The sequence below is a fragment of the Marinococcus sp. LNHM5E3-2.1 genome (assembly GCF_056034365.1).
Genome location: NZ_JBQLIB010000007.1, coordinates 92,637 through 107,511 on the forward strand (window position 1 = coordinate 92,637; position 14,875 = coordinate 107,511).

Consider the following 14,875-nt stretch of genomic DNA (forward strand, 5'->3'; position numbering starts at 1 on the left):
CGCCGCAGACTCTTCCAGGTATAATAATAACCCCCGAACCACTGGTTGGCAGGGGGCTTAAGACAAATATCCTTATTAATCAAACGTGACTAGAGAATAGATATTGTAGTCATTCAATTCTTTGTTGTTTCTTGCATCCAGATAGGAAAGCTCAATAAAGAATGCGAGGCCGGCCACAACTCCCCCCAGCTTTTCCACCAGCTGCACAGTAGCTCTTACGGTGCCTCCAGTAGCAAGCAGGTCATCGGTGATAAGCACACGCTGGCCGGGCTTAATGGCGTCTGTATGAATCGAGAGGCTCGCTTCCCCGTATTCCAGGCCGTAATCTTCCGTAATGGTTTCCCGTGGCAGCTTGCCTTCTTTGCGGATCGGTACAAATGCTTTTTCCATTGCATAAGCAACCGGGCACCCGACTACAAACCCTCTTGCCTCCGGTCCAACAATTACATCAACATCATGCTTTCCGGCAAATTCGATCATGTTGTCGATCGCCTGCCGGTACACCGGGCCGTTCTGCATAAGAGTTGTAATATCTTTAAACCGGATTCCCTGTTCAGGAAAATCTTCGATCACTGTTATGTAATCTTTAAAGTCCATGGTTTACCTTCTTCCTAATATCTAATATAGTTTCTTCCTTTTCCGGCAGCCAGGAAAGGAGCCGTTTTTTTAATTGCGGAAACGGAGTAAACATCAATTCCTGCTCGACATTTCTAGCCTCCATTTTTTCCTGGTAGGAGGAGGAGTCAGTTAAATCTTTTTTCGCAGGCTTTTCCTCTGCCGAGACAACCGCATCCTTCATTTTAACAAAACCTAATTCAAAAAACACTTGGCTCATAAAAAACAAATCTTCCGTCTTCCACTGTTTATGTTCGGCCAGTTTCCTGCCCTGACTGTTCAGATCAAACGAACCGCGCTTTTTCAGGAAAGCATAATACCATTTAAACTGCTCTCTTGAAGGCATCGAATGAAAATACGCTTTTTCTCTTCCCTGAAAGTAGACATAAATGTTCGCCGCCTGCGGGAACACCGCAAGTGCCTGCTTCAGTGTTTCAAGAGAGGCCGGCATATCCGCTATCACTACATTCGCAGCGTGATGAGTTCTTCCTTCCATATCGGTACCGTTAAGAACGGCAGCATGTCCCGCAGATGCCGCCAGCTCTTTCCGCTGTTCTTCTGTGAAAGCCAGAACTGCCGTATCTGTATTGTCCGCAAACGTCACCCGCTTTTCTTTTCTGCGGTCAAATATTTGTATCTGCTCCACCTTCGCATCCTTTAAAAATAGCTGAGGCTTGCGGAAGCCGTTCCATTCATTAATACTCAGCTCCCCCACCACGGAGACCTCTTCATTTTCTGTCAGGCTTTCCGATAAATACCCGAGATGAAATCCGACACAATCAAGTTTTTTCCCGCCAGCAGCTAGTGCCATCTTCAAGTGATTTTTCGATGCGCCTATCGTTTTCACTGATTCGAGAACCGTTTTTTCAATCCGGAAAACCGGCTTTGGATTACCAACGCCAAACGGCGCAAGGTTCCGCAGGTCTTCGACCGCGTCAATGGTAATGTCACTTACCGAAACATGCACGTCAATGTGCGTCGCCGGAACAAGCAGTTCGCTGCTCAGCGTTTCTTTTGCCTGGCTGACCATGCGGGTTCTCAGGGTGTCGATATCGGCAGGGTCCAAAGACATGCCCGCCGCCATTGGGTGCCCTCCGAACTTTTGGAGCACGTCGCGGTTTTTCGAAAGCTCCTGGAACATATCAAAGCCTTCAATGCTTCTTGCCGAGCCTTTGGCCTCCCCACTTGCAGCATCAATACTCATAACGATTACCGGGCGGTAATACCTCTCCACCAGACGACTTGCCACAATGCCAATTACACCGGCGTTCCATCCTTCTCCTGCCACAATAATGAATGGATTGTCTTCCACGGGAAAGTTCGTTTCCACCTCTTCCACCGCTTCTTTGGCCATACTTTCAACAAGCGATTTGCGTTCATTATTCAGGTCATCGATCATTTCCGCCCACGATTCTGCTTCGTCAAGCGTAGCTGCAGTCAGAAGATGCACAGCGGGATCTGCTTCTTCCATACGGCCCGCTGCATTCAAGCGCGGACCCATTGCAAAGCCGACATGGTCTTCTTCAAGCTGCTCCCCTTCAATGCTGCATATTCGTTTTAACGCCTGAATGCCGGGGAGTTTGCTGTTCGTTAACAGGTCGAGTCCCCGCTGCACGAACAGCCGGTTTTCCTCCACAAGCGGCACAAGGTCACTGATCGTGCCAAGCGTGACAATATCGAGCCAGTGAACAGGCTCCTCGGGAAGAAGAGCATGCGCTAGCTTATAGGCGACCCCGACCCCCGCAAGCTCTTTAAACGGATACGCACAGCCCGGTTTCTTCGGGTTAATAATCGCGTACGCAGGCGGCAGCTCCGGAGGTGGTTCGTGGTGGTCGGTAATAATAACATCCATGCCTAAATCATTGGCGGCCTGGATTTCATTAACCGCCGCGATGCCCGTATCCACGGTAATAATAAGTGAGGCTCCTTCGTCATGAGCCGATTGAAAAGCCGGAACGTTCGGTCCATATCCTTCCGTAAACCGGTTAGGAATATACCAGCCAAACGAAGCTCCAAGCTCGCTTAAGAGCCGGATCATAATAGTGGTACTCGACACTCCGTCCGCATCGTAATCTCCGAAAACGAGAATACGTTCTTTATTTTCAACCGCCTGCTGAATACGGCGGACAGCTTCTTCCATTCCATCAAGCAAATACGGGTTATGTACAATAGACCAGTCATTATGAATCATCTGCCGGACTTTCTCAGCTGATTCAAATCCTCTTGCAGCAAGAAGCCGCGCAGATATTACACTTACATTCAGCTCTTTTTTAAGCTGTTCTGCAAGACGTTCGTCCACATCGGGCTGATGCCATCTTGTTCGTGACTGCAGCATATATCTCTTCCTCTTTTCTTGCTTTAGCGTTTCAAACGATCCTAATCTGCATTCACTATTGTATCGAAAATATTCATGGGATAAAAGCTATTTTATCTGCACCACCTTCCATAAAAAAAGCTTCTTTTCCCGGGAAAGGGAAAAGAAGCGAAATTTACTGCATTTATGATGAACGGCTCGATTTGTCTTTATCATTATCTTCATGCGTGGTGCCGGCTGTTCTTGATCCGACAGCAGCGCTGTGATCATTCGTAGCTTTTCGGAGCCGGCGCACTTCTGCTTTCAGCTTATAGATACGGAACATGCTGAGAAACCCTGCCACCATCGCTCCAAGCAATACAGAAACCAAAATGACAATAATCAGCGGCCATTCTCCTGTGCCAAACAATAAATTCACTTCTACACTATTTACATTAATCACGGCAAAAACAGCGATAATAAGTGCTAAAATAAGTCCCATGATTAAACCTGTTTGTGCTTTCATTTTTTCACTCCCTTCACAATCTGTGTTCTCCTTTATTATACCCGTATAATTGCAAAAATAACCATAAAAAGCCTCCCTTCAAAAAGGGAAGCTTTCTGTTCAGGACTCCGGCTCTTCCTCTGCCGGCGCCTTTTCACGGGCCCGTTTAATTTTTTTCCAGTTCCAGATCACCCACACCTGGGCAGCCAGGAAAATGGAGGAATACGTTCCAGCTACCAGGCCGACAAGCAGGGCCAGAGAAAAGGACCGTATGCCTTCGCCTCCGAACATAAACAGTGCCGCTGCCGCAAATACTACTGTCAGCACAGTATTGATGGAGCGGGTGAGCGTCTGGTTCAGGCTGACATCCACTACTTCTGCAAGATCTTCAAATGATTCAATTTCCTCTGCCGGGGGCATGTTTTCCCGGATCCGGTCAAACGTCACAATCGTATCGTTAATGGAATAACCTACAATCGTGAGAACCGCTGCAATAAACGGCACATTCACTTCCACCTGCAGCAGGCTGAAAAAGCCAATAATAAAGAAGGCATCGTGAAGAAGGGCAATAATCGAAGCAACTCCGTATAAAAACTGAAAGCGGATCGTGATATAAATTATCAGTCCGAGCGAAGCAATCAGCACAGATATAAATGCATTCTGCGCCAGCTCCTGGCCGACCTGAGGAGAAACGGTGCCCGTATTTGGAACGCTTCCGTATTCTTCTTCAAAATACGTCTGCACCGCAGCTATTTCCTCCTGGGAAAGCTCTCCGATAAACCGTGCGGAAGCAATTGTATTATTATCTCCGCCAAGTGTAATATCGTCCGGCTCCAAATTCCCTTCCACCTCTTCAAAATCAGCGCGAACCTGTTCTTCAGTTAATGGCTCATCTGCAGAGACCTCTACTCTTGATCCGCTTTGAAAGTCGATGCCCAGGTTCAAGCCGATCGTTGACAAAAGGATGGCTCCGGCAAGAACATAGGCGAGAGTAATCAGAAAAAAAACATTCCGGAATTTGACGAAAGGAATCACCCGTTTTAAGATCTTCCTGCTGTTATTAAGGTTCATGGATGTCACGCTCCTTTACGCCAAACACCTTTGGTTTTTTATTAAAGATCCGGCTGTTCACCCATAGACCGAGAAGCAGCCTTGTACCAAGCACTGCCGTAATGAAGCTTACCAGTATGCTCACGATCAGCATCAAGGCAAAGCCCTGAACCGAGCTTGTTCCGAAGTAGAAAAGCACCCCGGCAGCAATCAGAGTTGTGACGTTCGCGTCGATAATTGTACCAAGAGACCTTCTTGCTCCTGAACGGTACGCCGATAAAATGGATCTGCCGTATTTGATCTCTTCTTTAATCCGTTCATACGTAATAATATTCGCATCAACAGCCATGCCGACCCCAAGGACAAGTGCCGCTATGCCAGGGAGTGTGAGCACTCCCTGGATAAAGTTAAACATCGCAAGTACAAAATAAATGTATGTACTGAGCGTTAAAACAGCGATAAACCCAGTAAAACGATAGAACACGAGCATGAATAAGAAAATCAGCCCAACGCCAATAAACGTGGCAAAAATGGTTTTATCCATGGCCTGTTCACCCAGCGAAGCACCAACCGAGTTCGAATATACTTCCTCGAGATCTACAGGAAGCGACCCCGAATTCAAAATATCCGCAAGATTTTCCGCTTCTTCGACACTAAAGTCGCCTTCAATCTGGATGTCCTGTGTATACAGTGGCTCGCTCACTGCCGGAGCAGAGATGAATTTTGGATCATCCTTCATGGCTTCCTCTTCGTAGGAATCCCCTTCTTCGTAATCCAGCCAGATGACCAGCCGGTTGTTTGGAGGCTGGTATTCATTAATAATATTTTCCGTTACTTGTCCAAACTGGTCCCCGTCTCTTAAGGAAACTGTGACGATTGGGTTGTTTGAATCGTCAAAGTTTACCGAAGCACTTTCTTCCTGGATGTCACTTCCGGAGAGCCGTTCATTATCGTCCACGTCCCTGATGCTCAGGTTCGCTTCTGTAGAAAGCAGCTCCCGTGCGGACTGCTGATCTTCAACACCAGCGAGCTGCACCCGTATACGGTTGTCACCTTCAATGGTAATATTCGGCTCGGAGACACCTAAAATGTCCACCCGCTGCGTCAGCGCAGCTACCGTGTTCTGCAAAGTTTCATCTGTAATTTCCTGTCCTTCTTCCTGAGGCTCCACTTCATAGAGCACTTCAAATCCGCCCTGAAGATCAAGCCCGAGGTCGATACCGTTCAAAATTTTCTCCGACGTTGGGATCATTAATGCCGCCAGCGCAAAAATAATTAAAAAGAAATAAACAATCCTTGATTTCTTTACCATTACAGGTTCATCCTTCCGTGCTTCGATCCGCCGTTATATGATACTTCCGCTCCCATAAATAAACCAGAGCGGAGCGTGCCGCCTGGTCCATCTCTTTTGTATCCGTGCCGTTCAGTGTTTCTCAAACAAAAGCAATTATACGTATGCGCAGAATTAAATGTCAATCGACCTTTTCTGCTATATTACCGCTGACCTGGGCCAGTATTTCCTCCAGTGCTTCATCATAGTTTTTCTTTTGTTCAATCTTTTTATACGATTCGATCGTTTTCTGCTGCATGTAATCGTGCATTTTTATATGCAGTATTGTTTGCACAATTGTATGTAATGCCGGCTCTGCCTGACGCTTTTTCATTTGGTTTATGCTCATTTCCCAGATTTCGTCTATATGTATGTTTTTGTATCCCAGAGTTTCAAACTCCTTCACTTTGCTCTCAAGTACCGGATAAACAACAAGCTTCCATTCTTCCCAGGCTTTTTCCATTAGAGCACCTCCTGCTTTTCATTATACTTAACCATGAAGATGTGGCAAACATACTTTTTTCACAGGATGAAAAAATCCCCGTTTATTCATAAACGGGAATTCTGTACAAACTATTCATTTACTGTTTCGCGGACCGCGTTACGGTCAAACGTCAATTTCATGTTGCCGTCTACGTCCACGATAAGTTTGTTTTCATCAATAGCATCGATCGTGCCGTGTATACCGCCGATAGTAACGATACGGTCACCCTTCTGCAGATTCGCATGCATTTCCTTAATCCGCTTCTGCTGCTTTTGCTGCGGACGAATCAAAAGGAAATAGAATATGAGAAACATCAAAACCAATACGATAATTGTACTCACTGTTTCACCCCTTGTCCCTTTAGCTTCCCCGATCTAGAAATTTTTAGCATCCGGACGGTTAAAGCCGTATTGTTCAAAAAAAGTTTCCCGAAAATCGAGCAGACGATCTTGCTGGATAGCCTCGCGTACTTGCTGCATTAAAGACAGTAGGAAATACAGGTTATGGTACGAAGTAAGCCGGACGCCGAACGTTTCTTCACTTTTGATCAGATGCCGGATGTAAGCCCTCGAGTAATTGCGGCAGGTATAGCACCCGCACGCTTCATCGATCGGGCGGAAGTCTCTGGCATTTGAAGCGTTTCTTACGACCAGTCTGCCTTTGCTTGTCATACACGTTCCGTTTCGGCCGATTCTTGTTGGAAGAACGCAATCAAACATGTCTATCCCACGGATAGATCCGTCAATTAACGCATCTGCCGACCCGACTCCCATCAAATAACGTGGTTTGTTTTGAGGGAGAAGCGGGGCCGTATATTCCAGCACTCGGTTCATCGTTTCCTTAGGCTCTCCAACAGATAATCCGCCTATAGCGTAACCCGGAAAGTCCATTGAAATCAACTCTTTTGCAGATTTTTCACGCAAATGCCGGTAATCCCCGCCCTGCACGATTCCAAATAACGCCTGATCCTCTGGACGGGCATGTGCCTCAAGACACCGTTCAGCCCATCTGGTCGTCCGCTCAACAGATGCTTTCATGTATTCTTCCTCGGCCGGATAAGGCGGGCACTCGTCAAATGCCATCATCACGTCGGCACCAAGAGAATTTTGGATCTGCATCGCTTTTTCCGGGGAGAGAAATAATTTGGCTCCGGAAATATGGTTCCGGAAATGAACGCCTTCTTCTTTAATATCCCGCAGCTTGCTTAGACTGAAGACCTGAAACCCTCCGGAATCGGTGAGAATTGGCTTATTCCAGTTCATGAATTTATGCAGGCCGCCGGCTTCTTCCACAATATCTTCGCCGGGCCGTATCCATAAATGATACGTGTTGCTTAAAATCATCCCTGCACCCATCGACTCCAGTTCCTCCGGGCTTAATGTTTTTACGGTGGCAAGCGTCCCCACCGGCATAAAGGCAGGAGTGTCAAACGACCCGTGCGGTGTGTGCACTTTGCCGAGCCGCGCTCCTGACTGCCGGCACGTCTTAATATGTTCGTATGTTACTGCGGTCATTCGTTATTTCCTCCCGAGTGTATAAGCATTGCATCCCCAAAACTGAAAAAGCGGTACCTTTCGCGTATGGCTTCCCCGTAGGCCCGGAAAAGAAATTCCTTCCCGGCAAGAGCGCTCACAAGCATCACCAGTGTAGATTTTGGCAGATGGAAATTCGTCAAAAGCGCGTCAATTCCCCGGAACGTGTAGCCTGGATAAATGAAAATATCCGTCCAGCCTCTCGCTTCCATAAATTTATTTTCCTGTTTGCCTGCCACGGTTTCGAGCGTACGCGCTGACGTCGTCCCCACTGCAACTATACGTTTGCCCGCTGATTTCGTTTCATTTAAAATTTCGGCTGTTTCCTGCGGCAGATGATAAAATTCCGCATGCATATCATGCTCCTCCACCGTTTCGGCGGATACCGGGCGAAACGTCCCTAGTCCGACATGCAGTGTTAGATGCGCCGTACGAATACCTCTTGCTTTCAGCCGTTCAAGCAGCTCCGACGTAAAGTGAAGGCCTGCCGTAGGGGCTGCAGCGGATCCGTAATGCTCGGCATACACAGTCTGGTACCGATCCTGGTCTTCGAGCCTTTCTTTGATATACGGAGGCAGCGGCATTTCACCAAGCTCCTGAAGAATCTCAAGAAAAATACCTTCATAGGTAAACACCATCTCCCGGCCCCCGTGCTCAAGCACCTTCGTGCATTCTGCAGTCAAACGTCCGTCCCCGAAGGTGACTACGGTTCCAGGCTTCACTCGTTTCGCCGGCTTCACAAGCGTCTCCCACGTGTCACCCTCCTGCTGCAGCAGCAGCACTTCAATCCCGGCACCGGTCTCTTTCTTTTCCCCGATTAGTCTTGCGGGCCATACTTTTGTATTATTGAGCACTAAACAGTCCCCGGCCTCAAGGTGATCTTCAATTTGATGAAAGCGTTCATGCGCAATTGTCTCTTCCTTCGTATTCATCACAAGCAGCCGCGACTGATCCCGTTCTTTCAGCGGCTGCTGTGCAATCAGCTCTTCCGGCAGTTCAAAATCAAATTCATTTATATTCATGACTAACCCTTCCTATTCGTTCAATCACGTAAAACCAAAAGCTATTATATAGGAGTTTACTGTTTTATGCACGAAAGAAATCCAGCACCGCAGAGTACTGGCTCCTTAAAAAATCTCATGTATTTTCTTCCTGATACGGATAACCGAAATGCTCGTACGCAAGCGGAGCTGCTTTTCTTCCTCGCGGGGTCCGCTGTAAAAATCCGATCTGCATTAAATACGGCTCATACACGTCTTCAAGCGTATGGGCCTCCTCCCCGATCTTCGCCGCTATTGCCTCTACGCCGGCCGGACCGCCCCGGAAGGTTTCAATCAAGCCGAGCAGGTATTTATGGTCAATGTGGTCAAGGCCGAGCTTATCCACCTGCAGCCGTTCGAGTGCATGATTCGCCAGCTCCATCGTGATGCTTCCGTCTCCCTGCACCTGCGCAAAATCACGTACCCGGCGCAGCAGCCGGTTCACCACCCGGGGAGTTCCACGGGATCTTCTGGCGAGCTCGTAGGCTGCTCCTTTATCAATATTGAGCTGGAACAAATCCCCCGAACGCCGGACGATTTCAGCCAGGTCCTCCTCCACGTAGTACTCCAGGCGCGCGTGCACCCCGAAACGGTCTCTGAGCGGAGCGGAGAGCAGGCCCGCCCTCGTAGTGGCGCCAATCAGCGTGAACGGGGGAAGATCAAGGCGGACAGAACGAGCAGAGCTGTCCTTGCCAATTACGATATCGATACAAAAATCCTCCATCGCCGGGTAGAGGACTTCCTCCACCGCCCGTGGGAGCCGGTGTATCTCATCGATAAAAAGTACGTCACCGGGCTCAAGAGCTGTCATGACCGCGGCCAGATCTCCGGGCCTTTCAATAGCAGGGCCGCTCGTCGTCCGGATGTTCACATCCATCTCACGGGCGATAATCATGGCGAGCGTCGTTTTCCCAAGCCCAGGGGGCCCGTAAAGCAGCGTATGATCAAGCGGCTCTTCCCGAAGCTTCGCCGCTTCAATAAACACTTCGAGGTTTTCCTTTACTTTCCGCTGGCCGATATATTCCCGGAGGCGATCCGGGCGAATACTTTGTTCCACCAAATCTTCTCCTGATTCTGCTTCCTGAGAAACAATTCTATCCTCCAAGAATTTTTCCTCCTCCATTTTCTGCTATGTGAGCATCCACTGCAGGGCTTTTCTTACATACTCATCCGCACTCAGCTGTTCTTTTTCCAGATGAGGGCGTACTTTTTTGATTTCTTTTTCCCCGTAACCGAGAGCCGTCAGTGCTTCAAGTGCTTCCTCAAGGTCTCCCCCCGGCTGCTGCTCGTCAAGCAGAGACACCGGCGCTCCTGCTACTGTTACCGCATCGTAAACACCGGTCAATTTTCCTTTCAAATCGATAATCATCTGCTTTGCCGTTTTTTTACCGACTCCCGGAAATTTCGTTAAAAACGTTTCGTCTTCGTTTTCAATAGCTCCTACCACCTGCCCCGGATCTCCGGAGGCAAGAATCGCCTGGGCACCTTTTGGCCCTATCCCCGACACCTGCAGCAGCTGTTCAAACAGCTCGCGCTCTTTTCTTGAGCGGAAGCCGTACAGACGATTCACGTCCTCTTTTACATACTGATATGTATATACTACTGTTTCTTCATCCGGCTGCTGGCCGTTAAACACAAAAGGATTGGAGCAATAGATTAAATAGCCGATGCCGTTGTTTTCAATCGTGACGGTATCTCCCTTTATATGATCCACGCGTCCCTTTACGAATTCGATCACTGTGGTCCTCTCCTTGCCTTATTGAAATGCGAACATGCTTTCCTATATCATAGCAAAGATCGTCCCTGTTGAAAAATGACTATTCGCCCAGTCTTCCAAACGCCCGGGCATTAAAAACCTTCCACCGGCGGGGTGAAAGGTTTACGAGGAAACTTCCAGACGTTCCATCTGCTCTTCTTCTGCTTCAAAGTTATGGTACACGCTCTGCACATCATCGTTATCTTCAAGCGTATCGATCAATTTGAGCATTTTCCGGGCATGCTCATCCTCTAAATGGGCTTTCGTTTCCGGAATCATGGTAACCTCCGCTGTAGAAAAATGATACGTATGCTCCATAGCCCCTTTTACAGCTTCAAAATCATCGGGCTCCGTGTAAATGTAAAAGCCGTGGTCATCGTATTCCACATCATTCGCTCCGGCTTCTACCGCTTCAAGCATGAACGTGTCTTCATCGGCTTCAACATTTTCACGGTCCACGGCCAGAAAGCCTTCTTTATTGAAAAGAAAAGAAACGCAGCCATTCTCCCCGAGGTTTCCTCCATTTTTGTTAAAGGCGGCACGGATATCCGCCACAGTCCGGTTTTTATTGTCCGTTAACGTTTTTACCATTACAGCAGCTCCGCCAGGGCCGTAGCCTTCGTACGTCATTTCTTCATACTGCAGTTCCGCGCCCTGTCCTTTTGCTTTTTTGATGGTCCGCGTAATATTTTCATTTGGAATATTCGCTGCCCGTGCTTTTGTAATCGCCATACGCAAACGAAGATTCTGGTCGGGATCATCTCCTGCCTCCCGCACAGCGGCGAAAATCTCCTTCGACAATTTCGTGAATATTTTTGCCCGCTTGGAATCCTGAGCTTCCTTGCGGCGTTTAATATTATTCCATTTCGAATGTCCTGCCATTACGTTTCCCCTTCCTGTCTTCACCGCCCGATATAGAATAAAACGGCGGCAGTTTTTAATTTACAATAAAAACACTTTACCGCTATGATATAGAGTAGCAACCAACAAAGTGAGGTATTGTTATGCCTAATCATCCTTCTAAAAAAATGCTTGGAGCCGACCGGCGCAAGCAGCTGCTCGAATGGCTTGAAATCTCCACCCGGCCGCTGACCGGGAGCTCTCTTGCTTCAAGGGCGAGCGTCAGCCGCCAGGTCATCGTCCAGGACATGTCTTTACTGAAAGCCCAGGGGCACCCTATTCTCGCTACGTCCCAGGGCTACATCATTATCAAAAATAAGGATACGGGACAGACAGTACGAAAGCGCGTAGCCGTCTCCCACCCTTCCGATCCGGACAGTACCCTCGAGGAGCTGTACCTGATCGTAGATCACGGGGGGAAAATTATTGATGTTTCCGTCGAGCATCCCGTCTATGGCGACATCACCGCATCCTTAATGATTGAAAGCCGGATTGATGCGGACCGCTTTATTGAGAATATGAAAAACACAAATGCTTCCATGCTCTCAGAGCTGACTGCCGGCGTGCATCTTCATACCATTGAAATTCCTTCGCATACCCAGTTTGATGTTCTGCTTGAAGCTTTGAAAAATCATGCCTACCTGATTAACGAAGACAATTAGCCTGATGTCCGGCTGTCTACTTTCGCCTCGGCTGTAGAAAGTTCAAAGCACGGATAATGCCCGAGAACCCGGACGCCGAACCCGAGCGCTTCAAGCTCCGCAATAACGCCTGGAATCAAAATATCGTCTTCCGGCTGCTCCACGTCCATGACAAAAAAGTAGTTTCCAATCCCGGTCTTCATTGGACGGGATTCAATTTTTGTTAAATTTAATTTCCGCCATGAAAAGGCTGCGAGCACTTGATGCAGAGCGCCCGGGTAATCGGACGGCAGCGTAATGACCATCGTCGTCCTTTCGGTTATTTTTTTTTCTTCCGAAAGGCTTTCCGCTCGCTCTTCACTGCCTGCAAGAACCACAAATCGGGTATGGTTATTCGTATAGTCATGAATGTTTTCCTTTACGATCTCGAGACCATACTGCTCCGCAGCAAGCCTCGTCGCAATAACCACGCCTTCAGCAGTACCTTCACTCAGTTTTTTTGCAGCGGCGCTCGTGGAATTCGTGAATTGTGCTTTTGTCTCCGGCATCCACCTGCTTAAAAATTCATGGCACTGGGCGATGGCATGCGGGTGCGAATGTACAAATTCCGCCTGCTGCCATTGTTCCTTTTCCTCGGGAAGAGCCAGCAGGTGCTGCTCAATCGGCACGGTCACTTCCCCAATAATCGGCAGTTCATGCTTATGAATCAAATAGTCCAGGGTCACGTTCACCGAGCCTTCAATCGCATTTTCAAGCGGTACGACAGCAATATCTATCTCCTGCTGCTCCGTCAGCTTCATCCCTTCTGCAATCGTATCAAAGGGCTCGAGCACCTGCTCATGAAACAGCACCCGGGCTGCCATTTCTGTGAAAGTCCCCCTCGGGCCAAGATATCCTACTCGCTTCACTCTCTCCACTCCTTTACCTTCCTACTCTTTACAGCGATCCGGAGCCAACTATTTCAGCTTTTTCCACAAATTCCATTCCCTGAATTTTGCGCACAAAGTCACGGATTTCCAGACTGAGCACCGATGTATCAACAGTTAACGTGATATTTGCCCGTCCCTGCAGCGGGATCGTCTGATTAATAGTCAGCACATTTGAATTCGCTTCCGCTACAATACGCAGCAGCTCCGAAAGGGAGCCTGAACGATCGGCAAGCTGGATCGATAATGTAATAATCTGCTCCTGTATCATCGTATGGAACGGGAATATAGCATCCCGGTATTTATAAAAAGCGCTGCGGCTCAGATCCACATGCTGTACCGCCTCTGCCACTTTGTGCACCTTCCCGCTTTCGAGCAGTGCTTTTGCTTCTAACGTTTTCTGCATTGCATCTGTCAACAGATCTTCCCGTACAAGATAGAAATGATCAATTCTGTCTGCCACTGCTTTCACCACACTCTTTTATACTCTGATTTATACTGACTGATTACCCATCAACAAATTCGAACTCAAAGTCCAGCAGCCTTACTGTATCGCCGTGCTTAGCTCCGCGCTCGCGCAGTGCTTCATCCACACCCATGTTGCGTAATTTTTTTGAAAAGCGCTGCATCGAATCTTCGTGGGAGAGATCCGCCATTCTATAGTGTTTTTCGATATCCGGCCCGTACAGTACATAAGCACCGTCGTCGGCACGGCCGATGTAAAACGGAGCTTCTTTTTCATCGAGCGTGTACACCACTTTTTCTTCCTGGTCCTCTTCATCATATAAATGAAAGGCAGGGGTCGTTTCCACAAGGTCCGCTACTCGTTGCAAAAGCGGCTGAATGCCCTGCTTTCTAAGTGTCGATACAGGAAACACTTCAATACCTTCCGGGAGCTTCTTTTTAAACTCCTCAAGCTGTTCCTCTGTGCCCGGCATATCCATCTTGTTAGCCATTACTATCATTGGACGTTCGAGCAGACGAAGGTTGTGCTCCCGCAGCTCCGCATTGATCTGCTGGAAATCCTCAAACGGGTCCCGGCCTTCAAGCTCGCCGGCCATATCCACGATATGCACAAGCACCCGTGTCCGTTCAATATGCCGTAAGAATTGGGCTCCGAGCCCAACGCCTTCATGGGCTCCGGCAATAAGTCCCGGGAGATCCGCCATGACAAAGCTTTTTCCTTCTCCTACATCCACAACGCCGAGGTTCGGCTTTAGTGTAGTAAATGGATAATCGGCAATTTTCGGCCGTGCCGCTGATACAATAGAAAGCAGCGTGGATTTACCAACGCTCGGGAAACCGACGAGACCAACATCTGCCAGCACCTTCAGTTCAAGCTGAATGTCTTTTTCCTCCGCAGGCTCGCCTTTTTCGCTGATTTCCGGGGCCGGGTTAGAAGGCGAAGCAAACCGTGTGTTACCACGGCCGCCACGGCCGCCTTTTGCCACTACCACGCGTTGTTTATGCTCTGTTAAATCCGCAATCATAACCTCGGAGCTGCGGTCACGAATAATAGTACCCGGCGGTACCCGGACAATTAAATCTTCGCCGCCTCTGCCGTGCTGGTTTTTGGATCTTCCATTGTCTCCGCGCTTTGCCTTAAAATGGCGCTGATACCGGAAATCCATCAATGTTCTAAGCCCTTCATCCACTTCAAAAACTACATCTGCGCCTCTGCCTCCGTCGCCTCCGGCCGGTCCGCCGTCCGGGACATACTTTTCCCGACGAAAGGCGACCATGCCATCTCCGCCATCGCCGCCTTTTACATATAAATTTACGTGATCTACAAACAACTCTTTC

The 14,875-nt window shown here is 48.5% G+C and carries 16 protein-coding genes; 1 reads left to right on the forward strand and 15 read right to left on the reverse strand.

The window, feature by feature from the left end; all coding sequences use genetic code 11:
* Nucleotides 1-75 precede the first annotated feature (75 nt).
* The 12 genes from ACTRXH_RS09835 to ACTRXH_RS09890 all read right to left on the reverse strand — a co-directional run bounded on the left by ACTRXH_RS09835 (nt 76) and on the right by ACTRXH_RS09890 (nt 11,487).
* Nucleotides 76-597, reverse strand: coding sequence for an adenine phosphoribosyltransferase (locus tag ACTRXH_RS09835; RefSeq protein WP_474261727.1), 522 nt, complete (start codon nt 595-597; stop codon nt 76-78).
* Nucleotides 587-2,950, reverse strand: a complete 2,364-nt coding sequence (recJ, locus tag ACTRXH_RS09840; RefSeq protein ID WP_474281950.1) for a single-stranded-DNA-specific exonuclease RecJ — start codon at nt 2,948-2,950, stop codon at nt 587-589. Before recJ ends, ACTRXH_RS09835 begins: the two co-directional genes overlap by 11 nt.
* 163 nt (nt 2,951-3,113) lie before the next feature.
* Entirely contained in the window at nt 3,114-3,434 is a 321-nt protein-coding gene (locus ACTRXH_RS09845) for a LapA family protein (protein WP_474261725.1), read from the reverse strand.
* A 99-nt stretch (nt 3,435-3,533) separates the two neighbouring features.
* Complete coding sequence (gene secF / locus ACTRXH_RS09850; protein WP_474279273.1) at nt 3,534-4,484, reverse strand: protein translocase subunit SecF; 951 nt, start codon at nt 4,482-4,484, stop codon at nt 3,534-3,536.
* Nucleotides 4,474-5,775: a protein translocase subunit SecD gene (secD, locus tag ACTRXH_RS09855; protein WP_474281952.1), complete on the reverse strand. Its 1,302-nt coding sequence runs from the start codon at nt 5,773-5,775 to the stop codon at nt 4,474-4,476. Before secD ends, secF begins: the two co-directional genes overlap by 11 nt.
* Before the next feature lie 160 nt (nt 5,776-5,935).
* The gene (locus ACTRXH_RS09860) at nt 5,936-6,256 is read right to left on the reverse strand and encodes a post-transcriptional regulator (RefSeq protein ID WP_474281954.1); all 321 of its coding nucleotides are present in this window, start codon (nt 6,254-6,256) and stop codon (nt 5,936-5,938) included.
* 110 nt (nt 6,257-6,366) lie between these two features.
* Nucleotides 6,367-6,618 carry a preprotein translocase subunit YajC gene (gene yajC, locus ACTRXH_RS09865; RefSeq protein ID WP_022793796.1) on the reverse strand — a complete coding sequence of 84 codons (252 nt, stop codon included), beginning with the start codon at nt 6,616-6,618 and terminating at the stop codon, nt 6,367-6,369.
* 33 nt (nt 6,619-6,651) lie between these two features.
* Nucleotides 6,652-7,791 (reverse strand): tRNA guanosine(34) transglycosylase Tgt, encoded by a 1,140-nt coding sequence (tgt, locus tag ACTRXH_RS09870; RefSeq protein ID WP_022793795.1) that lies wholly within the window; start codon nt 7,789-7,791, stop codon nt 6,652-6,654.
* The gene (queA, locus tag ACTRXH_RS09875) at nt 7,788-8,831 is read right to left on the reverse strand and encodes a tRNA preQ1(34) S-adenosylmethionine ribosyltransferase-isomerase QueA (RefSeq protein WP_474261720.1); all 1,044 of its coding nucleotides are present in this window, start codon (nt 8,829-8,831) and stop codon (nt 7,788-7,790) included. Before queA ends, tgt begins: the two co-directional genes overlap by 4 nt.
* A 115-nt stretch (nt 8,832-8,946) precedes the next feature.
* The gene (ruvB, locus tag ACTRXH_RS09880; protein WP_298788075.1) at nt 8,947-9,954 is read right to left on the reverse strand and encodes a Holliday junction branch migration DNA helicase RuvB; all 1,008 of its coding nucleotides are present in this window, start codon (nt 9,952-9,954) and stop codon (nt 8,947-8,949) included.
* A gap of 24 nt (nt 9,955-9,978) precedes the next feature.
* Nucleotides 9,979-10,587, reverse strand: coding sequence for a Holliday junction branch migration protein RuvA (gene ruvA / locus ACTRXH_RS09885; RefSeq protein WP_474261719.1), 609 nt, complete (start codon nt 10,585-10,587; stop codon nt 9,979-9,981).
* Nucleotides 10,588-10,728: 141 nt separating this feature from the next.
* Nucleotides 10,729-11,487 carry a YebC/PmpR family DNA-binding transcriptional regulator gene (locus tag ACTRXH_RS09890; RefSeq protein ID WP_474261718.1) on the reverse strand — a complete coding sequence of 253 codons (759 nt, stop codon included), beginning with the start codon at nt 11,485-11,487 and terminating at the stop codon, nt 10,729-10,731.
* A gap of 122 nt (nt 11,488-11,609) precedes the next feature.
* On the opposite strand from ACTRXH_RS09890, the gene ACTRXH_RS09895 reads away from it, so the two are divergent.
* Complete coding sequence (locus ACTRXH_RS09895) at nt 11,610-12,167, forward strand: 3H domain-containing protein (protein WP_474261717.1); 558 nt, start codon at nt 11,610-11,612, stop codon at nt 12,165-12,167.
* On the opposite strand, the gene pheA is transcribed toward ACTRXH_RS09895, so the two are convergent.
* From pheA to obgE, 3 genes are all read right to left on the reverse strand, one after another.
* On the reverse strand, nt 12,164-13,054 hold the full coding sequence (pheA, locus tag ACTRXH_RS09900; protein ID WP_474261716.1) for a prephenate dehydratase: 891 nt from the start codon (nt 13,052-13,054) through the stop codon (nt 12,164-12,166). The two genes, ACTRXH_RS09895 and pheA, sit on opposite strands and share 4 nt — an antisense overlap.
* 28 nt (nt 13,055-13,082) lie before the next feature.
* Nucleotides 13,083-13,478 carry an ACT domain-containing protein gene (locus tag ACTRXH_RS09905; RefSeq protein WP_474261872.1) on the reverse strand — a complete coding sequence of 132 codons (396 nt, stop codon included), beginning with the start codon at nt 13,476-13,478 and terminating at the stop codon, nt 13,083-13,085.
* Between the two features lie 100 nt (nt 13,479-13,578).
* Entirely contained in the window at nt 13,579-14,868 is a 1,290-nt protein-coding gene (gene obgE, locus ACTRXH_RS09910) for a GTPase ObgE (protein WP_474261715.1), read from the reverse strand.
* Nucleotides 14,869-14,875 lie beyond the last annotated feature (7 nt).